This window comes from Streptococcus oralis (assembly GCF_001075875.1).
Lineage (GTDB): Bacteria > Bacillota > Bacilli > Lactobacillales > Streptococcaceae > Streptococcus > Streptococcus oralis_I.
In genome coordinates, this window is the sequence record NZ_JUOS01000080.1 from 40127 (window position 1) to 64942 (window position 24816).

Below are 24816 nucleotides of genomic sequence, written 5' to 3' on the forward strand. Positions count from 1 at the left end.
AAATCAAGTAAAATTTCAGTTCTCTTCTTTTCTTGAAAAATTACTCACAACGGTAATATTGCGGTTGGGAACAAAGTGGAGGGCTTGGTCGTCACCTCTTAGTTGAGTGGTTCGAATGCCGACACTAACTACTTTTCCCGATACAGTAATGGGACCATTTGTCAAAACAACTTCATCTCCTACATCCAACTGGCGTTCAAAGAGGATAAAGAAGCCATTGATAACATCTGATAAGAAGCCCTGCGCCCCCATACCAATTGCAACTCCAGCAATCCCAGCACCTGCAAGCAAGCTAGAAACAGGCAACCCTAAAATAGACAAGATACAGTAAATCAAGAAGAAATAAAGTGTGTAGTTGAAAATATTCTCAAGCAAACGAGAAATAGTCTTTTGTCTACCTGCATCTCGATTTGAAAACTTAAGTGACGGTTTAACAATCTTTCCTACAGCAACATGGAGGAACTTTTTAGCTATATAAAATAGAAGGATAAGAAGTAGAAGAGAAATCACCTTGGTCAAGAGATTTTCTAATACAGTTGTTAGATCTAATTTATCCAAATAACGTTGAAAAAATTCTTGCATATAAAACTCCTTTTCTATCCATTATACCATAAATCCTTCCCAGCCATCCTTTTCATAAATATTCATTTATTCTAATGAAACTTATAACTCACTTGCTTTTCAAGCATATTTATACTATAATCATAAACAATACACAAAAAAGGAGACCTCTATGAAAAGAATCATTCGTGCTTGGAACAAAACAAATTTGATCAAACGTATCGGAATCGGAATGGTCTTGGGAGCAATTCTAGGTCTACTCGTTCCTAATCTAACTGGCATTGGTTTATTGGGAGATTTATTTGTAGGAGGACTAAAAGCTATCGCTCCTATCCTGGTTTTTGCTTTAGTCGCTAACGCCCTCTCTCAACACCAAAAAGGCCAAGATAGTAATATGAGAACAGTCATTTTCCTCTATTTACTTGGAACTTTTGCTGCGGCTCTTGTGGCGGTTATGGCCAGCTTTCTCTTTCCTGTTCAGATTGTCTTAAGTAGCGCTAGCACTGAAGTTTCTCCTCCAGATGGTATCGGTCAAGTGCTTAGTAATCTCCTACTAAAAGTCGTAGACAATCCTGTCAATGCACTTATTCAAGCTAACTATATCGGGATTCTATCTTGGGCTATAGTTTTCGGGATTGCCATGAGAGAAGCTAGCAAGACGAGTAAAGAGCTCCTCAAAACAATGGCCAGTGTGACTTCAAAAATCGTCGAATGGATCATCAACCTGGCGCCCTTTGGTATCCTGGGCTTGGTCTTTAAAACCATCTCAGACCAAGGTATCGCTAGTTTAGCAAATTACGGAATCCTACTCGGACTTTTGATTGCCACTATGGTTTTCGTTGCCCTAGTGATCAATCCTCTGATTGCTTTTCTCTTTATCAAGAAAAATCCATATCCCTTGGTGTGGAAATGCTTGCGTATCAGTGGCGTTACAGCCTTTTTCACTCGAAGTTCCGCTGCTAATATCCCTGTTAATATGAAACTCTGTGAGGATCTAGGTCTTAATCCAGATACCTATTCTGTCTCAATCCCCTTGGGATCAACCATCAATATGGCTGGAGCTGCTGTTACCATCAACATCTTAACCCTAGCAGCTGTCAATACTCTAGGAATCTCAGTTGATTTTGCAACAGCCTTTGTACTCAGTATCGTTGCAGCCATCTCTGCCTGCGGTGCTTCAGGAATCGCCGGAGGTTCACTCCTACTTATCCCAGTTGCCTGCAGTCTCTTTGGGATTACCAACGATATTGCTATGCAGGTTGTGGGTGTTGGTTTCGTTATTGGTGTTATTCAAGACTCTTGCGAAACAGCCCTCAACTCTTCAACAGATGTCCTCTTTACAGCAGTAGCAGAATTTTCCTCTGCTCACAAAAAATAATCAAGGCAAGCCTTTTGAGGCTTGTTTTGTCTGGTTTCTATCATTCATTATAGGAAATATCTCATGTCTATCACCCAACGTACTTTTAAACTCGTTCTGGCAACCTGTTTGGCCTGTGTCCTAGCCTACTTTCTCGATTTATCTTCAGCAGTGTCAGCTGGTATCATTGCCCTTTTGAGCTTGTCTGATACTCGTAGAAGCACTATAAAACTAGCTCGTAATCGTTTATTCTCTACCCTTCTTGCTCTTTTCATTGGTGTCCTTTCCTTTCACCTGACTGGCTACCATATCTGGAGTTTCGGTCTCTATTTGGCCCTCTATGTTCCCCTTGCCTATAAATTCGGCTGGGAAATTGGCATTACCCCGAGTAGTGTCCTGGTCAGTCATCTCTTGGTCCAGAAGTCTACATCACCAGATCTGCTAGTGAATGAGCTCCTCCTATTTCTTATCGGTACAGGATTTGCCTTGACTGTCAATCTCTATATGCCTTCTCGACAAGAAGAAATCCATCTCTATCATCTCAAGGTAGAAGAAAAACTCAAACACATTCTACAACGTTTTGAATATTATCTTGGAAAGGGCGATGGCCGCAACCGTGCTCAACTCGTTGAGGAACTGGATCAGCTTCTTGAAGAAGCTCTCAAACTGGTCTATCTTGATCACTCTGACCATCTCTTTCATCAGACCGACTATCATATCCACTATTTCGAAATGAGACAGAGACAGAGTCGCATTCTTCGCAATATGGCCCAGCAAATCAACACCTGTAATCTAGCAGCAAGCGAAAGCCTAATCCTTGCCCAGCTATTTGCTAAAATTGCGGATCAACTCAGTCAGACCAATCCAGCCAACGATCTATTAAATGATATTGAAAGCTATCTGCAGGTATTTCGCAATCGTAGCCTCCCTAAAACAAGGGAAGAATTTGAAACACGCGCAACATTACTTCAACTCCTGCGCGAATTGGAAAACTTTATCCAACTGAAAGTTGACTTCTATCAACGCTATTCTGAAGAAAAAAGCAATCTATCTTAATCAAAAAAACTTCTATCAGCCAACTAGTTGCTAATAGAAGTTTTTGTTATTTTAGGATTCGAATTGATGATTAGTGTTTTTTTCGAATCGACATGAGACTGATATCTCGCAAACTAAAGTAAGCAAGGACCAGCATGGCTACTGTGATAAAGAATTCTGTTGGTAGCTGAAAGATTTGCAGGATGGACAACATAAGCAAAATCGCGAGGGAAACGAGACCAAAAACAAGAATTACAATATTAACCGTTCCCTTGATACTTTGAGGTGTCGCAAATATATAGAGTAAGAGTAATAAAATCCCTATGATTAAATAGACCATTTTCTGCTCTTTCTAGCTTTTATTCAGCTGATTTTTTCTTTTTGTTTGCTTTCTCACGCTCTGCCTTGTTAAGGATTTGTTTACGCAAACGGATAGACTCAGGCGTTACTTCCATGTATTCATCGTCGTTCAAGAACTCAAGTGATTCTTCAAGAGTCAAGATACGAGGAGTCTTGATAACCGCTGTTTGGTCCTTAGTAGCGGAACGAACGTTAGTCATTTGTTTCGCTTTCGTAATATTAACAGTCAAGTCATTTTCACGAGAGTTTTCACCGATGATCATTCCTTCGTAAACCTCAGTACCTGGGTTAACAAAGATTGTTCCACGTTCTTCGATAGACATGATAGAGTAAGTCGTTGCCTTACCAGTATCGATAGAAACAAGGGCACCACGGTGACGTCCACCGATTTCACCTGGAATCAATGGCAAGTATTGATCGAAGGTATGGTTCATGATACCGTAACCACGAGTCATTGACAAGAACTCAGTTGAGTATCCAATCAAACCACGCGCAGGAACGAGGAAGACCAAACGAGTTTGACCATTACCAGTTGAGATCATATCCAACATTTCACCTTTACGTTCAGAAAGGCTTTGGATAACGGATCCTTGGTATTCTTCCGGTGTGTCGATTTGCACGCGTTCAAATGGTTCACATTTGACGCCATCAATTTCTTTTACGATAACTTCTGGACGAGATACTTGAAGCTCATAGCCCTCACGACGCATTGTTTCGATAAGGATTGACAAGTGCAATTCCCCACGTCCTGATACAGTCCATTTATCTGGTGAGTCAGTTGGTTCAACACGAAGGGAAACGTCTGTTTGCAATTCTGCTTGAAGGCGCTCCTCAACCTTACGAGAAGTAACCCATTTACCTTCACGACCAGCAAATGGTGAGTTGTTGACCAAGAAGGTCATTTGAAGTGTTGGCTCATCGATGTGAAGAACTGGAAGAGCTTCAACCGCATCTGTTGGAGTGATGGTTTCGCCGACAAAGATATCTTCCATACCTGAAACGGCAATCAAGTCACCAGCTTTGGCTTCTTGGATTTCACGACGTTCCAAACCAAAGAAACCAAAGAGTTTTGTGACACGGAAGTTCTTAGTTGTACCATCCAATTTAGAAAGGGTAACTTGATCCCCAACCTTTACACTACCACGGAAGACACGTCCGATACCGATACGACCTACGAAGTCGTTGTAGTCCAAAAGTGACACTTGGAATTGAAGGGGCTCATCTGAGTTATCAACTGGAGCTGGAATGTGGTCGATAATAGTGTCAAAGATTGGCGCCATAGTCTTTTCTTGGTCTGCTGGATCATCTGACAATGAAGATGTTCCATTGATAGCTGACGCATAAACAACTGGGAAGTCAAGTTGGTCATCATCCGCACCAAGCTCGATGAAAAGTTCCAAGACTTCATCTACTACTTCTGCTGGACGAGCTGATGGCTTATCGATTTTGTTAACCACAACGATAGGCACAAGGTCTTGTTCCAAGGCTTTTTTCAATACGAAACGAGTCTGTGGCATGGTTCCTTCGTAGGCATCTACGACCAAAACAACACCGTCAACCATTTTCATGATACGTTCAACTTCTCCACCGAAGTCCGCGTGCCCTGGTGTGTCCATGATGTTGATACGAGTTCCGTTGTAGGCAACTGCTGTATTTTTCGCAAGGATGGTAATTCCACGCTCTTTTTCAATATCGTTTGAGTCCATTGCGCGCTCTGCCAACTCTGTACGCGCGTCAAGAGTTTCAGATTGTTTCAACAATTCGTCAACAAGGGTAGTTTTACCGTGGTCGACGTGGGCGATAATCGCGATATTACGGATATCTTCTCTTAATTTTGTCATGATTTCCTCTATTGTATTCAAAAATTTATTTCCTAACTGAACGATTATACCACAATTTTAAGCAAATGACTTAATTCAAGTAAGTGTAAATGTTTTCAAAAGAAAATTCATTCCTTCTCTTTTCTTTTCAAAAATCCCGACTTGTGATAAGATAGGCTGGTATGCGTTTAGATAAATTATTAGCCCAGGAAAAAATCAGCCGTAAGGCCATGAAACAAGCTCTTTTGAAAAAAGAAATCTTTGTAGATGGACACCTTGCTCGTTCCCTTGCACAGAATGTTGATACAGGGTTGCAAGAGCTGATTTTCAAAGATAGAAAAATCCAAGGATATGAACACACCTACCTCATGCTCCATAAGCCAAATGGAGTCGTGACTGCAAGCAAGGATAAAAAACTCCCAACTGTCATGGACCTTCTTCCTCAGCATCTCCAGTCTGACCAACTCTACGCCATCGGCCGTCTGGATCGGGATACGACGGGTCTCCTCCTCTTAACGGATAATGGTCCCCTAGGTTTTCAACTCCTCCATCCTCAGTATCATGTGGATAAAACTTACCAAGTAGAGGTCAATGGGCCACTAACTCCCGACCATATTCAAGAGTTTAAAGATGGGATTACCTTTCTTGATGGAACTATCTGTAAACCTGCTCAACTTGAGATTTTATCCTCAAGTCCTAGTCTCAGCCAAGCCACTATCACCATCTCTGAAGGAAAGTTTCATCAGGTTAAAAAAATGTTCCTCTCTGTTGGTGTCAAGGTCACTGCTCTTAAACGAGTTCAATTTGGAGATTTTATATTGGACCTTGAGCTAGCAGAAGGTGATTTCCGACCTCTAAACAAAGAAGAATTGCAGGTTATTAAAAATTACTTAGAAAACAGTGGATAAAACAAAAAAAGCTTTAAACAAATAAAGCTTTTTTCAAATCTTCTTTAGCGTATAAATACCATGACACCTAAAATAAAGTGAAGTGCAGAAATTACAATCCCTAGGATGGACAGATTTTTTTCTTTCTTATAGTCTAGTCCAGATTCTTTTTGATGTGAGTTAGCTAAGACTAGACCAATAATACCCAAAATCAAACTTACCACCGGCGACAGCAGACCAAGAATGATAGACAAGATCCCTAAAACAAGTGACGCTTTTTTCTTTTCTTGCATATTCTAAAAACTCCTTAAACTCATACAAATGAATAATACTATAAAAATTAGTTTTATCAATTGGATAAAACAAAAAAAGCTTTTAAAGATAAAGCTTTTTTTGTTAGAATCCTGATTAGTGCATCATCAAAACGACTCCTGCAATCCAGTTAAGGACTGAAATGACAATCCCTACGATATTAAGAATTCGTTCTGTTTTGTAATCAAGCTCAGATTCTTTTTGATGTGAATTAGCCAAGACTAGACCAATGATCCCCAAAACGAGACCTACGATTGGAGATAGCAAACCAAGGACGATAGATAGGACACCTAAAACAAGTGATGGTTTTTTCTTTTCTTTCATCTTCAAAAAACTCCTTAAATTTTATACTAACAATTATACCATAAAAAGCCAAGACTTTATATTAAACATATGTGACAAGTTTTTTCACATTGTTAATTAGATTTCACCTTCCCTGTCCAAGAATCCAATCCGTAAGAGAGGATATAGATTTCTGAGAAACCTTGTTTTTTCAAGAAAAGTGCTGCATTTGTGACACGTTGCGCACGTTGGTTTTCATAGAGAAGGACAGGTTTATCCTTGCGAAGAGCTGCCAGACTTGTCTTCAATTGATTTGAAGGAATATTACGAGCTCCGAGGATATGTTTTCTGTGGAAATCAGCTGGATCACGCAAATCAATCAACTGACCCGTACGAATCAAAGACTCAAACTCTGCATTGTCTACAATTTTCGCTGCACGACGAATGCGAAGATAGTTATATCCCATCCAAGCCAACATCGCTATAATAAGTCCCCATAATACCCAAGTTACCATATTACCTAATCTCCATTTTTTTCTAAATAATCTAATTCTAGTTTGTGCTCTCTGCGAAGAACAGCCTCCGCTTCAAGATAATCCAGCTTGTCCATCAAGCCTGCATCATAGATTCGAGATAGCTCGATCTTCATCAGTTCAATGTCATAGAGACGTTTTCCCATATAGACAATGATACCAAACTGTTTGAGAAATTGTTGCACATCGTAGAGTGTTTTCATAGCTTTCATTTTAGCAAATAATCAGAGTTTTTTCAATAGTTCCCTAATAGTTCGGGGTAGGTTTCCTTTTTTCACTATTATCTGAATTTCTTTACACTATGACAAAGAAGAAAACCTAGAGTCATTCCAACGATATTTTGCAGGAAATTTGGGATGATTTCTGGTATGGCTGCTCCCCAACCATTCATCCAAGCTGATGCCAAGGCATAGCCAGCTACCATGAGAATAGTCGCCAAGACTAAGCCTAGCCATTGCCATTTTCCTTTAAAACCTGCAAAATAGCCTTGTAAACCATGGTTAATTAAGCTAAAAATCATCCACTGAGGGTAGCCTGAAATGAGGTCAATAAGAAATCCTGCTAAACCTCCAACAACGGCCCCTTCACGACTGCCAAAGTAAAAGGCTGTGAAGAAGACTCCAACGTCCAAAAGTGTTAGAAACCCAGTTGGTGTCGGGATTTTTATAAAATACCCCAATACGACAGAACTGGCTGCTAAGATAGATACTAGGGCAATTTTAGTTGTTTTGGTTTGCTTCATATTGTCTCACTCCATATTGATCTGCTTGTGCAATGGCACGGTAAACAAAGGCTTTGGAAGTTTCAATTGCTGGTAATAGTTCATCTCCCTTGACTAACTGACTAGCAATACTTGATGCAAAGGTACATCCTGCACCAGCATTTTGTCCTTCTAAGACTGGATTCTCAAGAATAGTAAAATTCTCTCCATCATAAAAGACATCCACAGCCTTATCCTGACTGAGGCGATTTCCACCCTTGATAATCACTGATGGCGCACCCAAGTCATGTAGTTTTTTGGCTACATCCTTCATATCTTCTAAGGTTTCAATCTTTTGGTCTGCAAGCAACTCTGCCTCAGGAAGATTCGGAGTAATCACAGATACATAAGGGAAAAAGCGAATCAACTCTTGACAGAGCTCACTGACTGCAACATCATGTGTTTCCTTACAAACGAGAACAGGGTCCAAGACTACTGGAATTCCTGATCTTTCCTTGATGAAATTCAAGGCTTTTTCAGCAACACCGACTGTCGGTAAGAGACCAATCTTAATCCCTCCAAAGTCTACACTCTTGAGGCTATCCAACTGTTGTTGGAAAATAGTTTCATCAGTTGGAAAGACTTCAAAGCCATTTTCTGTCAAAGCAGTCAAGCAGGTCATGGCTACAAATCCATGCAAACCATTCAAAGTATAGGTGGCAAGGTCAGCAGCTAATCCACCACCACTAAAAATATCATTTCCTGAAAGTGCTAAAATACGATTATTCTTCATAACGAATCTCCTTCAAATACAAACCATTGGGTGCTGCAGTTGGGCCTGCCAACTGTCTGTCTTTTTTCTCTAAGATGAGGTCAATCTGTTCAATCGGCATCCGATTGTTACCAATTTTAAGCAGGGTTCCAACCATATTTCGAATCTGCTTATAGAGGAAACCATTGCCTGAGAAGGTAAAGGTCAAAAACTGCCCTGTTTCATCAACCCTAAGACTAGCTTCCGTGATCGTTCTTACCTTGTCTTCCACACTAGTCCCTGATGCCGTAAAACCAGTAAAGTCATGCGTTCCTTCCAGTTTTTTTACAGCTTCTTGCATCCGCTCTACATCGAGTGGATAGGGATAATGAGTCGCATAATGGCGACGCATAGGATTTTTAGGACGTCCTCTATCTACGATAAACTCGTAGGTCTTGCTATGCTTGGCATAACGGCAATGAAAATCATCGGCCACAATCTCAATCGAAATCACATCGATATCTTCAGGACTTTGGGTATCAAGTGCAAAACGAAGTTTTTCCTCATCCATCTGATAGGGAAGATCAAAGTGGATGACCTGTCCTAAAGCATGAACGCCACTGTCCGTTCGCCCAGCTCCATGAATGGTAATAGCTTGTCCTTTATTTAATTTTGTTAAAGTTTTTTCAATTTCCTCCTGAACACTACGCGCGTGTGGTTGCCGCTGAAAACCAGCAAAAGCGTAGCCATCATAGGAAATGATTGCTTTATATCTAGTCATGTATCTATTTTATCAAGAAAATTTCTCTGCAACAAGTTTGAGAATTAAAAATTGTAAGGGGACAGCTCCTCGAAGTTATTTATGTTCTATCTGACCTTTTTCATGATGTATTTTCGTATAGGTACTTCAACCATTTGAACGATTTCAAATCCTTCTTTTTGGTAAAGATTATAAGCTGTTTGATTTGCCTCGTAGACATTCAGAGAAATACTATCTATGTCTTCATTTTCAAAGACTAAACTAACAAATCTCCTTAAAGCCTGGCTACCTAAGCCTTGCCCCTGTTTCTGGGGGTTGATAAAAAATCTCCCGATATGAAGATTCCTGTCTTCTAGCCTGATTTTCTGGATAAGTCCCACAAACTCTTGTCCATCAAATATTGAAAAAATTCCTTCTAAATCTTGCAAGACTTGAATTGTCAAGGGAAAAGGAATCATTGGTCCCATCCATTGTTCTTGAAAGGGTTTGCCGAGAGAGTTGGACCATTGGCAAATGAGTTGGGCATTTTCTATCTGAAGTCCTTTTTCAAAGTGAATTTTCATAGTTGCTCCTAAAATTTCTCCTTTATCCAACTATTATACTCTTTCTCTTATTTTTTCCGAATAAATAAGTATGATTCATCTTTATTTTTTTCTTGTTGGAACGATTCTTGCTTCCTTTCTAGGCTTAGTCATCGATCGCTTTCCTGAGCAGTCTATTATCTTTCCTGCTAGTCACTGCGATTCCTGTCAGACTCGCTTACATCCCTTGGATTTGATTCCAATTGTCTCTCAAGTAGTACATCGCTTTCGTTGTCGCTACTGCAAGGCTCCTTATTCTGTCTGGTATGCCCTATTTGAACTAGGCTTAGGACTCCTCTTTCTATCTTGGTCTTGGGGATTTCTTTCCTTGGGGCAAGTCATCCTAATCACTGCTGGTTTGACCTTGGGCATCTATGACTTTCGCCATCAGGAATATCCCCTACTGGTCTGGATGACTTTCCACCTAATCCTCATGGCTTCCTCTAGCTGGAATCTGGTCATGGTCTTCTTCCTTGTCCTTGGAATTTTGGCTCACTTTATCGATATCCGCATAGGTGCAGGGGATTTTCTCTTTCTGGCCTCTTGTGCACTTATTTTTAGCCTAACTGAAATGCTGATTTTAATTCAATTTGCCTCCACGACCGGTATCCTAGGCTTTCTCCTACTAAAGAAAAAGGAAAGACTTCCTTTTGTGCCTTTCCTCTTACTTGCTGCTTGCGCGATTATTTTTGGTAAGCTACTGCTTCTCGTATAAAGTCAGCGATTTCTGCTACTTGTCCTTCATGTAGAGCCTTAACAATCTTGGAACCGACGATAACGCCGTCCGATACCTCATTGAAACGTTCTACATCAGCCTGAGTGGATACACCAAACCCTGTCAAAACTGGAATGTCTGCCACTTGATGAAGTTGAGACAAGTGCTTGTCCAAGTCAGATCGATAATTTCCTGACTTCCCTGTCACTCCATTAATAGCAACTGCATAGACAAATCCTTCTGCCCCTTGAATGAGTTCTTTTTGACGGTCAATTCCTGTCGTCAAGCTAACAAGTGGAATCAAGGCAATGTCTGTATCCGCCAAATATGGCTCTACAAAGTTGGCATGTTCATGAGGGAGGTCTGGGATAATCAAGCCCTTAACTGCTGTATCAGCAAGGTCTTTAACCAATTTCTCCACACCGTACTGAAAGAGGGGGTTAAAGTAGGTCATGATGACAAGCGGAATTTCTGTTTCAATGGTTTTCAAGGTTTCAACCAAAGCCTGGGTAGAGGTTCCGCGAGCTAGACTGCGCAAGCCGGCTTCTTCGATAACAGGTCCATCTGCAACCGGATCCGAGAAAGGAACTCCCACCTCAATGGCAGACACACCCAGATCTTCTAAAAAGTGAATTGTTTCACCGAGACCATTCAAACCTTTTTCGTGGTCTCCAGCCATGATATAGGCAACAAAAATTCCCTTTCCAGTTGCTTTAATAGCGTTCAGTTTTTCTGTTAGTGTCTTAGGCATGAGCTTCTCCCTTCTTTGCTGCGTCTGCTTCCAAGCGGTCTTTGACTTGAACTACATCCTTGTCCCCGCGACCTGATAGACAGACAATCATAGACTTGTCTGGACCAAGTTCTTTGGCTAATTTCACCGCAAAGGCAATGGCATGGCTAGATTCCAAGGCTGGGATAATCCCTTCCACACGAGACAAGAGTTGGAATCCTTCCAAGGCTTCTTCATCTGTCACAGGCACATAGCTGGCACGTTTGATATCATGATAGTGAGAGTGTTCTGGACCGATACCAGGATAGTCCAAACCTGCTGAAATAGAGAAAGCTTCAAGAATTTGCCCATGAGCATCTTGGAGAACATCCATGAGGGAACCGTGAAGGACACCTGGACGACCCTTGGTCAAGGTAGCTGCGTGGTGCTCCGTATCCACACCAAGTCCTGCTGCTTCAGCTCCATACATAGCCACTGACTCATCTTCCACAAATGGATGGAAGAGACCGATAGCATTAGAACCTCCACCAACACAGGCTACTAGGGCATCTGGCAAATCTTGCCCTGTCAAGTCACGGTACTGTTCTTTAGCTTCCCGTCCGATGACACTTTGGAAGTCACGAACAATTTCTGGGAAAGGGTGGGGTCCTAAGGCAGAACCAAGGATATAGTGGGTATCATCGATGTTGGCCACCCAAGAACGAAGGGCTGCATTGACCGCGTCTTTAAGCACGCGCGAACCATCTGTTACAGCTTCCACCTTGGCTCCCAAAAGTTCCATACGGAAGACATTGAGGGCTTGGCGTTTAACATCTTCCTCACCCATATAGATTGTACATTCCATATTGAAGAGAGCTGCAGCAGTTGCAGTTGCAACACCGTGCTGACCGGCACCAGTTTCAGCGATAATTTTCTTTTTGCCCATGCGTTTAGCCAGAAGAACTTGTCCCAAGGCATTGTTAATCTTGTGTGCACCTGTATGGTTGAGGTCTTCACGTTTGAGGTAAATCTTGGCTCCACCAATATGCTGGGTCAAGTTTTTTGCGTAGTAAAGGGGAGTTTCACGTCCTACATACTGGCGCAAAAGTTGGTTTAACTCTTCTTGGAAACTTGGATCTGCCTGACTTTCACGATAAGCTTCTTCCAACTCCAATACTGCTGTCATCAATGTTTCTGGGACAAAACGTCCACCGAATTTCCCGTAAAATCCATCTTTATTTGGTTCTTGATATGCCATTCTTTACCCTCTCTATAAATCTTCTAATCTTTTCCTGATCTTTTTGTCCATCTGTCTCTACCCCACTTGATACATCTACTGCAAAGGGGGTAAAGTGTTGAATAGCTTCTTCTACATTATCCTCATTGAGCCCACCTGCGATGAAGAAAGGCTGAGATAGTTCTGTCGTATCCAGTTGCCCCCAATCAAAAGTCTGGCCACTTCCTGCCACAGGTGCATCAAAGAGGAGATAGTCTGCCCGAGAACTTGGCACATGGCCATTCCCGTCTACTTGAACAGCCTGAATGCTGCCACAAGGTAAATTTTCAAATAGTTTATCTACTACCTGACCGTGAACTTGTACCAAGTCCAAACCAACTTTGTCTACCGCTTCTAACAGTTCTGCCCGACTAGGTGAAACAAATACTCCAACCTTTTGAATATGGCTAGGAATAAACTTAGCCAGCTCTGTTGCTTGTTCCAAGGTCACCTGTCTTTTGCTAGGAGCAAAGACAAAACCAATGTAGTCTGCTCCAGCTGAAACAGCTGTTTTTACGGCTTCTTTGGTCGATAGTCCACAAATCTTAACCTTTGTCAATCTGCAACTCCTTGATTCTCTGGGCTACATCTTCTACTTGCATGAGGGCTGTTCCTACTAAAATTCCGTTAAAGTATGGTGCTACTCGTTTTGCATCCTCCTCTGTAAAAATAGCAGATTCGGAAATGTAGAAGCAATCATCCTTAAAGTGTTTGGCCAACTCTACGCTGGTCTGCAAGTCGACTTCAAAGGTTGTTAAATTGCGATTGTTAACACCAATAATTTGAGCTCCAAGTCTATGAGCCACTTCCAGTTCAGCCAGATTATGAGTTTCCACCAAAACTTCTAGACCCAGTTCTGTCGCGTAGTCATACAGTTCCTTGAGGCGTTCTTCGGACAAAGCTGCCACAATGAGCAAGATGACTGTCGCACCTGCATTGCGAGCTCTGATGATTTGCTTTTCATCGATGATAAAGTCCTTGTTGAGCGTCGGAATCTCTACCTGACTGGAAATTTCCCGCAAATAATCCAAATGCCCTTTAAAGAAAACCTCATCTGTCAGAACAGAAATCATAACCGCTCCGTTAGCCTCGTAAGTCTGGGCCTGTTGTACAATATCCACATCGAGATTGATGTCACCTAGACTTGGGCTTGCCTTTTTGACCTCAGCAATGATTTGCAAACGGTCCTGATGGTTTTTCAAATACTCAGCTAAGCGATAGCTTGCTCGCAGGGGCTGAAGCTCCTCTCGTTCCATCTTTTCAACTTCACGCGCCTTTTGCTCTAGGATACGTGACAAAAATTCCTGACTCATCTTTGATACTCCTGTAATAGTCTGAGTTTTTCAAGGGCCTTACCACTGGCAATCACTTGACGTGCCAATTCAACTCCGTCCTTGATACTGTCTGCTTTACCATTGGCGTAGAATCCGAGACCTGCATTTAAGACTGTTGTTTCCAAGAATGGACTTGGTTCGTTATTAAGAACGCTAACAAGGATGGCTGCATTTTCATGAGCATTTCCTCCACGAATGTCTTCAATAGCAATGCGTTCCATTCCCAAATCTTCTGGAGTAAAGGTTGATAAAGTAATTTCACCATTTTCAAGAAGGGCAATACTGGTAGTTCCATTCAAACCAGCTTCATCCAACCCTTCTGGACCAGCTACTACAATGGCACGTTTGCGACCCATGTTTTTCAAAACCTGAGCAGTACTTTCCAGAAGTTCAGGACGACTGATTCCTAGAAGCTGTGTTTCCAAAACCATTGGATGGATGAGCGGACCTGTCAAATTCATGATAGTTGGAATTCCCAACTCCAAACGAGCTGGCATGATGTATTTCATGGCTGGGTGCATGTTTTTGGCAAAGAGAAAGACGATTCCAGTTTGGTCAAATACCTTACCCAATTGTGATGGTTTAAGGTCAATATTGATTCCCAAAGCTTGCAAAACATCTGCTGAACCAGATTTTGAGGAGATAGAGCGATTTCCATGTTTGGCCATGTTAATGCCTCCACCTGCCAAGACAAAAGCTGCAGTTGTTGAGATATTAAAGCTAAATGACTTATCTCCACCTGTACCACAGTTATCCATAGCATCTTGAATATTTGTTGGAATGTGTTGAGCATGTCCTCTCATGACTTGAGCGAGGGCTGTTCTTTCTTCAGGTGTTTCTCCCTTCATTTTAAGAGCTAAAAGTAGTGAAGCGATTTGTGCTTCCGTCACTCGCCCTGTCACGATGCGTTCGATAACATCTGTCATTTCAACACTTGATAAATCTTCAAAGTTGGCTAATTTTTCAATAATTTCTTTCATTTTGTGTTCCTCACTTTACAACTTTCTCGATAAAATTCTGAATAGAAGATAGGCCATCTGGCGTTCCAATACTTTCTGGATGATACTGCAAGCCATAAATCGGCAAGGTTTTGTGTTGAATCCCCATAATAGCTTGGTCATCTGTCGAGCGAGCTGTCACTTCAAACTCTTCTGGCATCTCTTCGATTAAAATACTGTGGTAACGCATGACTGGACGATTTTCCTCAATTCCTTGATAGAGAACTGATGGAGTCTCAAATCGAATCTGGCTTTGTTTACCGTGCATAACTTTAGGAGCCAAGCCCAACTTACCACCAAAGACTTCTGCAATGGCTTGGTGTCCCAAACAAATCCCTAGAATAGGTTTCTTACCTGCAAAATCACGAATCATTTCTTCCATTTTCCCAGCATCAGCTGGCCAACCTGGACCAGGAGAGAAAACTAATCCATCTGCCTTTTCAGCATGTTCATAAAGGTTTGGATCATCATTTCTCAAAACCTGAACTTCTGCGAAATTCCCGATATATTGAGCCAGGTTATAAGTAAATGAATCATAATTGTCAATCAATAAAATCATGGTCTTAGTTCTCCCATTCTAGTCATAGATTTAGCTTTGTTAATCGTTTCTTGGTATTCATTCTGAGCGATGGAATCATAAACAATTCCTGCACCAGCCTGTACGTAGGCTGTTTTATTTTTAAGAATCATTGTTCGAATAGCAATGGCAAAATCCATATCTCCAGTTGCTGATAAGTAACCGATAGCTCCTGCATATACGCCTCGCTTCTCTGTTTCTAGTTCATAGATGCGTTTCATGGCCCGAATCTTTGGTGCCCCCGATACTGTTCCTGCCGGAAGTGTCGCCTTCAAGGCATCCATGGCAGTTAATTCTGGTAATAAATGTCCTTTAACCACGCTGGTCAAATGCATGACATAACGGAAAAGTTCGACTTCCATATACTTAGTTACTTGGACACTTGCTGTTTCAGCAATTCTACCGATATCATTTCGTCCCAAATCCACCAACATTCGGTGTTCTGCCGTTTCCTTTTCATCAGAAAGTAGATCACTTGCAAGTGCTGCATCTTCCTCGTCATTGGTACCTCTAGGACGCGTACCTGCAATTGGATTGGTTGTCACGATGCCATTCTTGACGGAAACCAAGCTCTCTGGACTGGCACCGATGATTTGATAATTTCCAAAGTCATAAAAGTAGAGGTAATTTGATGGATTGGTCACTCGGAGATTTCTGTAGAAGTCAAAAGGATTTCCAGTTACCTCTGCGGAAAAGCGCTGGCTGAGCACACATTGGAACATATCTCCGTTGCGAATCAAGTCGCGAGCTGTTTCTACCATTTCTTCAAATTTCTGAGGTGCAATATGTGGTCTAAACTGAAGTGGAGAAACGTCCAAATCTTCAAATTCATTTGGAGCAGGGATTTTCAACTCTTCTAAAACCTGCTCTAAAGCCACTTCTAGTTCTTCATTACTACGTTCACTGTAGAGAGCATCCTCTATGATATGAATTTTTTCTTTCTTATGGTCAAAAACTATATAACTCTCATAGACGAAGAAATGCATATCTGGCGTCCCAATCGTATCCTCAGGGAGCTGGCCAATCTCTTCATAGAGAGAAATCATATCGTAGCCAACAAAACCAATGGCTCCACCACCAAAGGGTAGTTCTGAATGGTGATGGTTCTTGTAAGTCACCTCGTAGAGGAAATCCAAGGGATCACGATCAATCACTTGACCATTTTGATAAAGAACTCCATTCTCAAACTTAATCTCAAAAACTGGGTTATAGGCCAAGATAGAAAAACGAGCATTTTCCTTTTCTCTTGGGATACTTTCAAGTATGACCTTGTGTTGTCCGTTTAAACGCATATAAGCCAAGATTGGTGATAAAACATCTCCATGAATGATTCGTTCCATTGTAATTTCCCTTTCAGTTCCTTATTTTTAATTTTTTATCTTTTTTCTATTTCCCTTAAATAGTGCGGACGGGAGCAACTTTCTCCGAAATTTCATCCCTAATTTTTGAGCCATGTGTCTCAAAAATTCCGTCCTAGAGAAGCATCTTTGCTTCTCTAGGATACCACCATGGCGGGAAATAGCGGTTCGATGCTCACTTCGTTCGCAAATATTTTATAGAAATCTACCTATTGATGAAGCATAATTTAAAACTGATGGCCATATCTACGATAAATATAGAAAAATCCCCACGCAAAATAACTTGCGTGAGGACGAAATTCGCGGTGCCACCTCAATTATAGGATTTCTCCTATCTCTCATTCCTGTCTCAGATAGCTCCTGTAACAGGTTGTGCGATAAAGGGCACTCCCTTGAGAATTATGTTTTCTTCTCTCATTTTAGATGGACCCAACCTTACAGCTTTCTCTGCTTGTTTTCAGCAACCACAAGCTCTCTGTGAGAGAAATCTCTGTATATTTTCCATCTTTTATTTTTTAGCTTCAAGGTAGTCTGCAATGGCAGCTACGTCCTTGTCTCCACGACCAGAGACATTGATGATGATAATCTCATCTTTACTTAGTTTTGGTGCACGTTTGACTGCTTCAGCGATAGCATGTGAGCTTTCAATTGCAGGGATGATTCCTTCTGTTTTGCTTAATAAAAGCAAGGCTTGGACAGCTTCTTCGTCTGTCGCTGCTACATATTCTACTCGACCAGAGTCTTTAAAGAAGGCATGTTCTGGACCAACCCCTGGATAGTCCAAACCTGCTGAGATAGAGTAAACTGGCGCGAGCTCTCCATCTTCCTTAAAGACTGCATAGGTCTTCATTCCATCGACAATTCCGACACTACCCTTGGTCATAGTTGCTGCGTGTTTGTCGGTATCTAAACCATGACCAGCAGCTTCTACCCCAACCAATTTTACTTCTTCATCAGCTACATACTGTGAAAAGGCACCGATGGCATTAGAACCACCACCTACACAGGCAATGACGTAGTCTGGCAGTCGTCCTTCTTTTTCCAAGATTTGACGACGAGATTCTTCACTAATCACTTTTTGGAATTCATGAACAATAGTTGGATAAGGGTGTGGTCCAACAGCAGAACCTAAAACGTAGAAGGCTTCAAGGTCATTCATCCATGCTCCAAAGGCTGCATCAACCGCATCTTTGAGGGTACGAGTACCAGTTTCAACTGCGTGAACAGTTGCTCCCATCATCTCCATGCGGAAGACATTGAGACGTTGACGCTCCACATCTTCTGCCCCCATATAGACATCACATGCCATACCAAACTTAGCTGCAGCTGCAGCTGTCGCAACACCGTGTTGGCCAGCTCCTGTCTCAGCAATGACACGCTTTTTACCCATACGTTTTGCCAGAAGAATTTGTCCCAAAACATTATTAAGCTTGTGAGAACCAAGGTGATTCAGGTCTTCGCGCTTGAGATAAATCTTAGCTCCACCTAGGTGCTCTGTCAAACTTTCCGCAAAATAGAGTGGTGTTTCGCGACCTGAATAATCTTTCAAGTAATGACGATATTCTGCCAAAAATTCAGGATCGTCCTTGTATTTATCAAAAGTCACTTCCAACTCATCTAATAAAGCCTGAATTGGTTCTGGTACAAAACTACCACCAAATTGTCCAAAATATCCTTTAGTTGTCATAAATTTTTCCTCCTTCTATATGAATCCGGCTTTTTATTTGCTTTTAGTAGTAGGCAAAGAGCTGTAGATAGAACTCAAGTTCATCAAAGCGACTTAACGCCCTAATAAAAGATAAACAAAATGACGGATAGAAAAAGCCCACACACGGAATATATTTCCATGTGAGGGCGTTCGTAACGCGGTACCACCTCAATTGTAAAGAGAATATCCCCTTTACATCTCTGCCTTGTCTAACAACAAGTTGCACTGTAAGGTGTGCCTACCGAATTTTCATTGTTTCAAATTCACTTTTAAAATCAGCCCAATTTCACTACTTTCAACCACCTGTTCACAGTAACCACAGGCTCCCTGAAGATCAAAAATAATTACTTTTCTGATTTGTTGAGTTAATTATATGTTATTGTTTTTCCTTTGTCAACCGTTTTCATTCATTTTTTACTAATTTTTTTAATTATTTTTGCGAAGAACCAAGAACTGCTTCAGAAACTCTGACAAAAGTCTCAATGATATAATCTACTTCTTCATCCGTTAATTTCGTGTGAAGTGGTAGTGTAATCTCGTTTACAAAGAAGGCATAAGCTCGCGGATAATCTGCCATATCAAAGCCAAGATTCTTATAAGCTGTCAAAAGTGGAAGCGGTTTGTAGTGAACGTTACTTGCGATTCCTGCCTTGGCCAATTCTTGGATAATTTGATTACGTTGTTCGAGACTTGCTCCTTCTACATGGGTGATGTAAAGGTGACGACAAGATTCAACAGCATCTGTCTCATGAGCCAATGGATGGATACGAGTCCCTGCAAATCCACGGTCATAGCGAGTTACGATTTCTTTACGACGTTGAAGCAAGCCAGGATAACGATCTAGCTGAACTAGACCAAGTGAAGCCATGATATCCGTCATGTTGCACTTGTAGGCTGGTGTTACGATATCGTATTCCCATGAACCCAGTTGCATCTTGGCAAGCGCATCTTTGGTTTGACCATGAAGAGATAGGATTTGGAATTCCTTGTACATTTCTTCATCATCAATCGCTGGATTGGCTTTCCAAGTAGCACTTCCTCCTTCTGCAGTTGTGAAGTTCTTAACTGCGTGGAAAGAGAATGATGTAAAGTCTGCAATGGAACCAGCTGGTTGCCCTTTGTAGGTTGAACCCAAAGCATGGGCGCTATCTGATACAACAACGATACGGTTAAAGACTTTTTGCCACTTGCTAGTAGCTGTAAATAGGTCACGTTTCTTCTCAACAACTCGGAACAAACGGTCATAGTCACAGATAATCCCTGCAAGTTCTACTGGGATGATAACCTTAGTCTTCTCAGTAATCGCTTGCTCAAGCTTGTCATAGTCCATTTCAAAAGTATCATCTTGGATATCAACCATAACTGGTGTAGCACCTACGTGAGTGATAACGCTACATGATGCTGTATAAGTCATAGCCGGAACGATAACTTCATCGCCAGGCCCCACTTCAAGCACGCGCAAGATCAATTCAAGAGCTGCTGTTGCAGAGTTGAGGCAGACTGTCTTAGGTGTCTGAGTATAGGCAGATAGACGACGCTCCAATTCTTTTGTCTTTGGACCTGTTGTGATCCAACCAGAACGGAGGGTATCTGCTACTTCAGCAATTTCTGCTTCGGTAATATCGGGTGGTGAAAATGGAATATTGTAATTTGGCATTGATTTACTCCTTTTACTGTATTCACTCTTGTGATTACTTATTTTAAAACTTCAAATACAGTCTGGAACATGATTTTGATATCTCCGAAGAAATTAAAATCACGTAGGTAGGCTAGATTATAGTGCATCTTTTCTGGAAGGACTCTTTCGACATAAGCTTGGTCGACCGTCATACCTTTTGCAGTCATTTGACTGATAATGGCATCCTCGTCCTTATAGTTAATGCTGGCAAGCGATGTAATCCCTGCTGGCAAGAGCAAGGTAGCCATCATTTCAGGGCTGTACTGCTCAGTATAGCGTGGTACTTCTGGACGAGTTCCCACAAAGGACATCTCTCCTTTGAGAACATTGACCAATTGTGGAAGTTCATCCAAACGAACACGGCGAATGAAATTTCCAACCTTGGTGATGCGGCTGTCATTGGCAGAAGTTACTAGACTTCCTTTCTTGTCCGCATCGGTCACCATGGTCCGGAATTTCCAAATCTTGAAATGTCGGTTGTACTGGGTTACCCGGACTTGCTTGTAAATGACTGGACCCTTGCTATCTAGCTTGATCCAAATGCTTAGAATCAGAAATACGGGTGAAGTCAAGATTAACAAGACCAAGGCTAGAAACAAGTCTAGACAACGCTTGAGAATCAGAGAGCCTTTCCTTTTAGAAACAAGCTGGTAGTATGGTTTTACCTCACTTAATTGCATCTCCTGAGGTAGTTCATCCCATTTCAGCATGCACATTCTCCTCTGTTTTTTAATATGTAATCTTTAAACATTCTACATTATACCACAAAATGAAAGAGGCAGTGCAAGAAATCTGTATTTTAAAGGAATTCTTCTCTAAGAAAGAGCCCCTGCCTGTAAACTATACATCTTGTGATAGGTTCCTCCTAAGGCCAAAAGTTCCTCGTGTGTGCCGCTCTCGATGATTCGTCCCTTATCTAGGACATAGATACAGTTAGCATCCTGAATGGTAGAAAGACGATGGGCAATGGCAATGGTCGTCCGGCCCTGTCTCATCTTGGCTAGAGAATTTTGGACCAAGGCTTCTGTTTCAGAATCAATATTAGCTGTCGCTTCATCCAAAATCAGTATTTTCGGTTGACTGGCAACGGTTCTAGCAAAGGCAAGAAGCTGCCGTTGACCAGTTGAAAAACTCGAACCACGCTCAGATACAGGAGCATCATAACCTAAAGGAAGATCTTGAATGAAGGAATCTGCATCGACAAATTCTGCCGCAGCCTTAACCTGGTCATCGCTGATATCTTGGTACATAGCGATATTGGACTTTATGGTCCCATGATAGAGGAAAGGTTCCTGTAGAACCAGACCAATATTTTTTCTCAATTCCTCTTGGCTATACTTACGAATATCCACATTATCTAAGAGAACTCGACCTGACTGAAACTCATAAAAGCGCATGAGAACATTGATGATAGAGGATTTCCCAGAGCCAGTATGTCCGACAAAGGCGATGGTTTCACCTTTATTGACTGTAAAGGAAATATCATCGAGAATCTGGTGTTTCCCGTCATAAGAGAAGGACACATGTTCAAAACGGATATTTCCTTCTCTAATCTCGGCTTGTCCATTTTCTTGGACCGGTTCATAGTTGGTCTCATCGATAAGTGCAAAGACACGACCTGCTGAAACCATAGATGTCTGAAGGGTAGAAAAGTTTTGCGTTACCTCGATGAGGGGGTCAAAGAGGCGATTGATATACTGGATAAAAGCATACAAGGTCCCTGCTGTTATGCCTAGATAGAGACCACGATAGCCAAAGTAAGCCATCAAAACTGCATACCCCAATAGCTTCAGTAAACTCATAGCCGGACGTAAGAAGAGGGAATCTAGGGCAACCGAACGGTTAGCGTAGACTAGGTGTTCCTGGTTTATCTCATCAAACTCTTCTTGCAGGCGCTTTTCTTGGTTAAAGGCTTGAATAATACGAATCCCTTCGATATTTTCTGCCAGCTTACTGTTGATATCTGATAAGAGACTTCTGGTTTTTTCAATGACCTTGACGGATTTTTTACGGTAGAGATTCACCAAAAGAAAAATCAAAGGTAGAAAGAGCAATACTAAAGCTGTCAGACGATAGTCCAAAACGAGCATGGTATAAAGGGTTGTCACAAAGATAAAGACTGCTGAGACAAAGCTGGACAAAATCCCTGAAAACATATCACTAATAGTCTCAGTGTCATTGGTCAAACGCGAAACGATAGAACCTGCAGGTGTTTTATCAAAATAAGACATGCCTAGTTTTTCCATATTGGCAAAGGCATCCCGTCGAATATCTCTAACGATACTGTAGGACACTCGCGCAAAGAGGAGATTTCCCACATACTGGACAATGGTTTGAAGAATGTAGAGACCATAGTAGGCTAGCAAAACTGTAATGGCAAGCTGGTTGAGATTATGTAGATACTGGTCGATAAAGTGCGAAGCTACCAAGGGGATGATACTCTTGATAACAGTCGTCGTAAGGAGAAAAGCTAAGGCTAAAAAGGTGAGGAGACCGTAAGGCTTGAGATAGGACAACAAGCGTTTCAATACAGTCCATTGTTCTTGTTTATTGCGCATCCTCTTCTCCTTTCATTTCTAACTGTTGGGACTGGTAGGTTTGTGCGTACCAGCCATCCAAAGCTAGTAAGTCTTCATGTGTGCCTCGTTCAATGATGCGGCCATTTTGCATGACCAAAATCAAATCTGCATGGACAACTGCACTGAGTCGATGGGCAGTGATGATGGTCGTTTTATCTTTACGAGTTTCCTTGAGATTATCGATAATTGCGAACTCTGTCTTGGCATCCACAGCTGACAAGGAATCATCTAAAATCAAGATATCAGGATTTAAAATCATAGCCCGACTCATAGCCAGACGTTGCTTTTGTCCACCAGATAGACTGACACCCTTTTCACCGATAACTGTATCAAATCCCTGGGGCATGGCTTGAATGTCTTGATAGACTTGAGCCAGCTTAGTTGCTTCTTCTACTTCTGAGAAAGGCAGATCAGGATTCCCAAAACGAATATTATCTAGGATAGAGCTGGCAAAGAGAAATTGATCCTGTGGGACATATCCCATCAAACTACGCAAGTCAGCTAGTCGATAGTCACGAATGTCATGACCATTTAGATAAATAGCTCCTTGGTCAACATCATACTCACGTAGGAGCAACTTAATTAAAGCGGTTTTCCCTGAACCAGTCTGCCCAACCAAGCCTAGAGTTTGCCCTTTTTCGAGACTAAAGTAAATATCATTCAGCGTCTCATCGTCTTCAAAGGCAAAACTATCAATAGCATAGTCCAAGCGCCCATTTTCAATCCCATCAAGTGGAGACTCCGGATCGTTCACAGGTGATTCTTGTGACAATAGACTCTCAATACGCTGGTAAGAAACTTTCCCTCTCTGAGTAATGTTAAAGAGGAACCCAATCGCCATCAAAGGCCAGACCAACATATCCAAGTAAGAAATAAAGGTGACCAGATTACCAACGGTTACTTGTCCCGCTTGCACCATAAAGGCACCGACTAAAAGAGTTAAGGCATAAGAAGAACCAACAAAGAGCAAAACCATCGGGTCAAAGAGACTATCATATTTCATGGTTTGCAGATTCTTTTGGAAGGTCAAATCATTGACTTCCTGGAAAGATGCCAACTCGTCAGACTGATAACCAAAGGACTTGGTTACCTTGATACCTGATACAGACTCTTGAACCTTATTGTTGAGTTCTGAAAAGGCTGCTTGCGATTCGCCAAAAGCCTTATGGGTCTTTCTCCCCAGACGACTAGTCGCATAGGCCATAAATGGCAAGGGTAGAATGGCAACCAAGGTCATCTGCCAAGAAATACTAAAGAGCATAGTCAACAGAGTCACCAAGGCTGTGATAGAGGCATCTACCGCCGACATGACTCCTCCACCTGCTAAACGAGTCAGGGCATTGATATCATTAGTTGCGTGAGCCATCAAATCCCCTGTTCGATAATTCTGATAAAAAGCAGGCGACATCTTTGTAAAGTGTTCAAATAGTCTTGAACGCATGATTTGTCCAAGTCGGTAGGAGGTTCCTAGGATATACATGCGCCAAACATAACGCAGATAATACATTCCGAAAGCAGCAAGCAGGAGATAAAAAAGATGAAGTAGGAGCTCGTCCTGTGTTAATCGTCCTGAAGTAATGGCATCAATCACGCGTCCCATGACCATAGGAGGGATGAGGTTGAGTACAGAAACCAAGACCAATGCGATGATTCCAACGAGGTAACGACGTTTTTCTAACTTAAAAAACCACCAAAGTTTTTGGATGATGGACATAAAATTCCTTTCTAATAACAAATGGAAACCTGAGGCATGGACCCCAGGTTTTTCTTATTCATAGGTGACGACACTTAGTTGACCCTTGTCATACTCAGCGATAAAGATATTCAAAGGAGTAACATTTCATTTATTTTCAATCTTTTACATAAATCATTCTTTATTATAAAGGAATGACCTGGATTTTTCAAACTATACGCTGGGGAATTACTTCTTTTTCTGGTATAATAT

The 24816-nt window shown here is 41.6% G+C and carries 27 protein-coding genes and 2 other annotated features; of the genes, 4 read left to right on the forward strand and 23 right to left on the reverse strand.

What is annotated here, in order from left to right; translation table 11 throughout:
* Positions 1-15 precede the first annotated feature (15 nt).
* Positions 16-582 (reverse strand): mechanosensitive ion channel family protein, encoded by a 567-nt coding sequence (locus ADM33_RS04905; protein ID WP_049503429.1) that lies wholly within the window; start codon positions 580-582, stop codon positions 16-18.
* A 151-nt stretch (positions 583-733) separates the two neighbouring features.
* Between ADM33_RS04905 and sstT the strand changes: the two genes are divergently transcribed.
* Together sstT and ADM33_RS04915 are read left to right on the forward strand one after the other, a co-directional pair.
* Complete coding sequence (sstT, locus tag ADM33_RS04910) at positions 734-1939, forward strand: serine/threonine transporter SstT (protein ID WP_049503431.1); 1206 nt, start codon at positions 734-736, stop codon at positions 1937-1939.
* Between the two features lie 63 nt (positions 1940-2002).
* Positions 2003-2974: an aromatic acid exporter family protein gene (locus ADM33_RS04915; RefSeq protein WP_049503432.1), complete on the forward strand. Its 972-nt coding sequence runs from the start codon at positions 2003-2005 to the stop codon at positions 2972-2974.
* A gap of 70 nt (positions 2975-3044) precedes the next feature.
* Here ADM33_RS04915 and ADM33_RS04920 read toward each other — a convergent pair whose 3' ends face one another.
* Positions 3045-3293 (reverse strand): DUF3165 family protein, encoded by a 249-nt coding sequence (locus tag ADM33_RS04920; protein WP_049503434.1) that lies wholly within the window; start codon positions 3291-3293, stop codon positions 3045-3047.
* A 19-nt stretch (positions 3294-3312) separates the two neighbouring features.
* A complete protein-coding gene (gene typA, locus ADM33_RS04925; RefSeq protein WP_049503436.1) occupies positions 3313-5154 on the reverse strand; it encodes a translational GTPase TypA in 1842 nt (613 codons plus the stop codon).
* A gap of 161 nt (positions 5155-5315) precedes the next feature.
* Here typA and ADM33_RS04930 point away from each other — a divergent pair, with 161 nt between their 5' ends.
* A complete protein-coding gene (locus tag ADM33_RS04930; protein ID WP_049503437.1) occupies positions 5316-6041 on the forward strand; it encodes a pseudouridine synthase in 726 nt (241 codons plus the stop codon).
* A gap of 44 nt (positions 6042-6085) precedes the next feature.
* Here ADM33_RS04930 and ADM33_RS04935 read toward each other — a convergent pair whose 3' ends face one another.
* The 8 genes from ADM33_RS04935 to ADM33_RS04970 form a co-directional block, all read right to left on the reverse strand.
* Entirely contained in the window at positions 6086-6313 is a 228-nt protein-coding gene (locus ADM33_RS04935; protein ID WP_049503439.1) for a hypothetical protein, read from the reverse strand.
* Between the two features lie 115 nt (positions 6314-6428).
* Complete coding sequence (locus ADM33_RS04940) at positions 6429-6656, reverse strand: hypothetical protein (RefSeq protein ID WP_049503441.1); 228 nt, start codon at positions 6654-6656, stop codon at positions 6429-6431.
* A 92-nt stretch (positions 6657-6748) separates the two neighbouring features.
* Complete coding sequence (locus ADM33_RS04945) at positions 6749-7129, reverse strand: rhodanese-like domain-containing protein (RefSeq protein ID WP_000259322.1); 381 nt, start codon at positions 7127-7129, stop codon at positions 6749-6751.
* Between the two features lie 5 nt (positions 7130-7134).
* Entirely contained in the window at positions 7135-7359 is a 225-nt protein-coding gene (locus ADM33_RS04950; protein WP_000646475.1) for a YqgQ family protein, read from the reverse strand.
* Between the two features lie 68 nt (positions 7360-7427).
* The gene (locus ADM33_RS04955) at positions 7428-7889 is read right to left on the reverse strand and encodes an ECF transporter S component (RefSeq protein ID WP_049503443.1); all 462 of its coding nucleotides are present in this window, start codon (positions 7887-7889) and stop codon (positions 7428-7430) included.
* Entirely contained in the window at positions 7867-8640 is a 774-nt protein-coding gene (locus ADM33_RS04960; protein ID WP_049503445.1) for a bifunctional hydroxymethylpyrimidine kinase/phosphomethylpyrimidine kinase, read from the reverse strand. The genes ADM33_RS04955 and ADM33_RS04960 overlap by 23 nt, the downstream gene beginning before the upstream one ends.
* Positions 8630-9379: a tRNA pseudouridine(38-40) synthase TruA gene (gene truA, locus ADM33_RS04965; protein WP_049503446.1), complete on the reverse strand. Its 750-nt coding sequence runs from the start codon at positions 9377-9379 to the stop codon at positions 8630-8632. The genes ADM33_RS04960 and truA overlap by 11 nt, the downstream gene beginning before the upstream one ends.
* Before the next feature lie 86 nt (positions 9380-9465).
* The gene (locus tag ADM33_RS04970) at positions 9466-9921 is read right to left on the reverse strand and encodes a GNAT family N-acetyltransferase (RefSeq protein WP_049503448.1); all 456 of its coding nucleotides are present in this window, start codon (positions 9919-9921) and stop codon (positions 9466-9468) included.
* Between the two features lie 70 nt (positions 9922-9991).
* Between ADM33_RS04970 and ADM33_RS04975 the strand changes: the two genes are divergently transcribed.
* Complete coding sequence (locus ADM33_RS04975; RefSeq protein WP_049503450.1) at positions 9992-10654, forward strand: prepilin peptidase; 663 nt, start codon at positions 9992-9994, stop codon at positions 10652-10654.
* Here ADM33_RS04975 and trpA read toward each other — a convergent pair.
* The 12 genes from trpA to ADM33_RS05040 form a co-directional block, all read right to left on the reverse strand.
* Positions 10623-11405 carry a tryptophan synthase subunit alpha gene (gene trpA / locus ADM33_RS04980; RefSeq protein WP_049503452.1) on the reverse strand — a complete coding sequence of 261 codons (783 nt, stop codon included), beginning with the start codon at positions 11403-11405 and terminating at the stop codon, positions 10623-10625. The genes ADM33_RS04975 and trpA overlap by 32 nt on opposite strands.
* Positions 11398-12621 carry a tryptophan synthase subunit beta gene (gene trpB, locus ADM33_RS04985; protein WP_049503454.1) on the reverse strand — a complete coding sequence of 408 codons (1224 nt, stop codon included), beginning with the start codon at positions 12619-12621 and terminating at the stop codon, positions 11398-11400. The genes trpA and trpB (ADM33_RS04985) overlap by 8 nt, the downstream gene beginning before the upstream one ends.
* A complete protein-coding gene (locus ADM33_RS04990; RefSeq protein ID WP_049503455.1) occupies positions 12599-13198 on the reverse strand; it encodes a phosphoribosylanthranilate isomerase in 600 nt (199 codons plus the stop codon). The genes trpB (ADM33_RS04985) and ADM33_RS04990 overlap by 23 nt, the downstream gene beginning before the upstream one ends.
* Complete coding sequence (gene trpC, locus ADM33_RS04995; RefSeq protein ID WP_049503457.1) at positions 13185-13952, reverse strand: indole-3-glycerol phosphate synthase TrpC; 768 nt, start codon at positions 13950-13952, stop codon at positions 13185-13187. The genes ADM33_RS04990 and trpC overlap by 14 nt, the downstream gene beginning before the upstream one ends.
* Positions 13949-14953 (reverse strand): anthranilate phosphoribosyltransferase, encoded by a 1005-nt coding sequence (trpD, locus tag ADM33_RS05000; protein ID WP_004251462.1) that lies wholly within the window; start codon positions 14951-14953, stop codon positions 13949-13951. Before trpD ends, trpC begins: the two co-directional genes overlap by 4 nt.
* 10 nt (positions 14954-14963) lie before the next feature.
* The gene (locus ADM33_RS05005; protein WP_049503459.1) at positions 14964-15530 is read right to left on the reverse strand and encodes an aminodeoxychorismate/anthranilate synthase component II; all 567 of its coding nucleotides are present in this window, start codon (positions 15528-15530) and stop codon (positions 14964-14966) included.
* The gene (gene trpE, locus ADM33_RS05010; RefSeq protein ID WP_049503460.1) at positions 15527-16888 is read right to left on the reverse strand and encodes an anthranilate synthase component I; all 1362 of its coding nucleotides are present in this window, start codon (positions 16886-16888) and stop codon (positions 15527-15529) included. The genes ADM33_RS05005 and trpE overlap by 4 nt, the downstream gene beginning before the upstream one ends.
* A gap of 304 nt (positions 16889-17192) precedes the next feature.
* Positions 17193-17418 (reverse strand) — a binding site (T-box leader).
* Entirely contained in the window at positions 17415-18593 is a 1179-nt protein-coding gene (gene trpB, locus ADM33_RS05020) for a tryptophan synthase subunit beta (protein WP_049503462.1), read from the reverse strand. Its footprint overlaps the feature before it by 4 nt.
* 160 nt (positions 18594-18753) lie before the next feature.
* Positions 18754-18978, reverse strand: a binding site (T-box leader).
* A gap of 66 nt (positions 18979-19044) precedes the next feature.
* Positions 19045-20271, reverse strand: a complete 1227-nt coding sequence (locus ADM33_RS05025) for a DegT/DnrJ/EryC1/StrS family aminotransferase (RefSeq protein WP_049503464.1) — start codon at positions 20269-20271, stop codon at positions 19045-19047.
* Between the two features lie 38 nt (positions 20272-20309).
* Entirely contained in the window at positions 20310-21002 is a 693-nt protein-coding gene (locus tag ADM33_RS05030; RefSeq protein ID WP_049503465.1) for a sugar transferase, read from the reverse strand.
* A 105-nt stretch (positions 21003-21107) separates the two neighbouring features.
* The gene (locus ADM33_RS05035) at positions 21108-22850 is read right to left on the reverse strand and encodes an ABC transporter ATP-binding protein (RefSeq protein ID WP_049503467.1); all 1743 of its coding nucleotides are present in this window, start codon (positions 22848-22850) and stop codon (positions 21108-21110) included.
* On the reverse strand, positions 22840-24585 hold the full coding sequence (locus tag ADM33_RS05040; RefSeq protein WP_049503468.1) for an ABC transporter ATP-binding protein: 1746 nt from the start codon (positions 24583-24585) through the stop codon (positions 22840-22842). Before ADM33_RS05040 ends, ADM33_RS05035 begins: the two co-directional genes overlap by 11 nt.
* Between the last annotated feature and the right edge of the window lie 231 nt (positions 24586-24816).

What these genes read in the sequence shown, in the direction of transcription:
- ADM33_RS04905 (WP_049503429.1), bottom strand. Translation starts at nt 582, where the DNA reads ATGCAAGAATTTTTTCAACGTTATTTGGATAAATTAGATCTAACAACT.
- sstT (WP_049503431.1), top strand. Translation starts at nt 734, where the DNA reads ATGAAAAGAATCATTCGTGCTTGGAACAAAACAAATTTGATCAAACGT.
- ADM33_RS04915 (WP_049503432.1), top strand. Translation starts at nt 2,003, where the DNA reads ATGTCTATCACCCAACGTACTTTTAAACTCGTTCTGGCAACCTGTTTG.
- ADM33_RS04920 (WP_049503434.1), bottom strand. Translation starts at nt 3,293, where the DNA reads ATGGTCTATTTAATCATAGGGATTTTATTACTCTTACTCTATATATTT.
- typA (WP_049503436.1), bottom strand. Translation starts at nt 5,154, where the DNA reads ATGACAAAATTAAGAGAAGATATCCGTAATATCGCGATTATCGCCCAC.
- ADM33_RS04930 (WP_049503437.1), top strand. Translation starts at nt 5,316, where the DNA reads ATGCGTTTAGATAAATTATTAGCCCAGGAAAAAATCAGCCGTAAGGCC.
- ADM33_RS04935 (WP_049503439.1), bottom strand. Translation starts at nt 6,313, where the DNA reads ATGCAAGAAAAGAAAAAAGCGTCACTTGTTTTAGGGATCTTGTCTATC.
- ADM33_RS04940 (WP_049503441.1), bottom strand. Translation starts at nt 6,656, where the DNA reads ATGAAAGAAAAGAAAAAACCATCACTTGTTTTAGGTGTCCTATCTATC.
- ADM33_RS04945 (WP_000259322.1), bottom strand. Translation starts at nt 7,129, where the DNA reads ATGGTAACTTGGGTATTATGGGGACTTATTATAGCGATGTTGGCTTGG.
- ADM33_RS04950 (WP_000646475.1), bottom strand. Translation starts at nt 7,359, where the DNA reads ATGAAAGCTATGAAAACACTCTACGATGTGCAACAATTTCTCAAACAG.
- ADM33_RS04955 (WP_049503443.1), bottom strand. Translation starts at nt 7,889, where the DNA reads ATGAAGCAAACCAAAACAACTAAAATTGCCCTAGTATCTATCTTAGCA.
- ADM33_RS04960 (WP_049503445.1), bottom strand. Translation starts at nt 8,640, where the DNA reads ATGAAGAATAATCGTATTTTAGCACTTTCAGGAAATGATATTTTTAGT.
- truA (WP_049503446.1), bottom strand. Translation starts at nt 9,379, where the DNA reads ATGACTAGATATAAAGCAATCATTTCCTATGATGGCTACGCTTTTGCT.
- ADM33_RS04970 (WP_049503448.1), bottom strand. Translation starts at nt 9,921, where the DNA reads ATGAAAATTCACTTTGAAAAAGGACTTCAGATAGAAAATGCCCAACTC.
- ADM33_RS04975 (WP_049503450.1), top strand. Translation starts at nt 9,992, where the DNA reads ATGATTCATCTTTATTTTTTTCTTGTTGGAACGATTCTTGCTTCCTTT.
- trpA (WP_049503452.1), bottom strand. Translation starts at nt 11,405, where the DNA reads ATGCCTAAGACACTAACAGAAAAACTGAACGCTATTAAAGCAACTGGA.
- trpB (WP_049503454.1), bottom strand. Translation starts at nt 12,621, where the DNA reads ATGGCATATCAAGAACCAAATAAAGATGGATTTTACGGGAAATTCGGT.
- trpC (WP_049503457.1), bottom strand. Translation starts at nt 13,952, where the DNA reads ATGAGTCAGGAATTTTTGTCACGTATCCTAGAGCAAAAGGCGCGTGAA.
- trpD (WP_004251462.1), bottom strand. Translation starts at nt 14,953, where the DNA reads ATGAAAGAAATTATTGAAAAATTAGCCAACTTTGAAGATTTATCAAGT.
- ADM33_RS05005 (WP_049503459.1), bottom strand. Translation starts at nt 15,530, where the DNA reads ATGATTTTATTGATTGACAATTATGATTCATTTACTTATAACCTGGCT.
- trpE (WP_049503460.1), bottom strand. Translation starts at nt 16,888, where the DNA reads ATGGAACGAATCATTCATGGAGATGTTTTATCACCAATCTTGGCTTAT.
- trpB (WP_049503462.1), bottom strand. Translation starts at nt 18,593, where the DNA reads ATGACAACTAAAGGATATTTTGGACAATTTGGTGGTAGTTTTGTACCA.
- ADM33_RS05025 (WP_049503464.1), bottom strand. Translation starts at nt 20,271, where the DNA reads ATGCCAAATTACAATATTCCATTTTCACCACCCGATATTACCGAAGCA.
- ADM33_RS05030 (WP_049503465.1), bottom strand. Translation starts at nt 21,002, where the DNA reads ATGCTGAAATGGGATGAACTACCTCAGGAGATGCAATTAAGTGAGGTA.
- ADM33_RS05035 (WP_049503467.1), bottom strand. Translation starts at nt 22,850, where the DNA reads ATGCGCAATAAACAAGAACAATGGACTGTATTGAAACGCTTGTTGTCC.
- ADM33_RS05040 (WP_049503468.1), bottom strand. Translation starts at nt 24,585, where the DNA reads ATGTCCATCATCCAAAAACTTTGGTGGTTTTTTAAGTTAGAAAAACGT.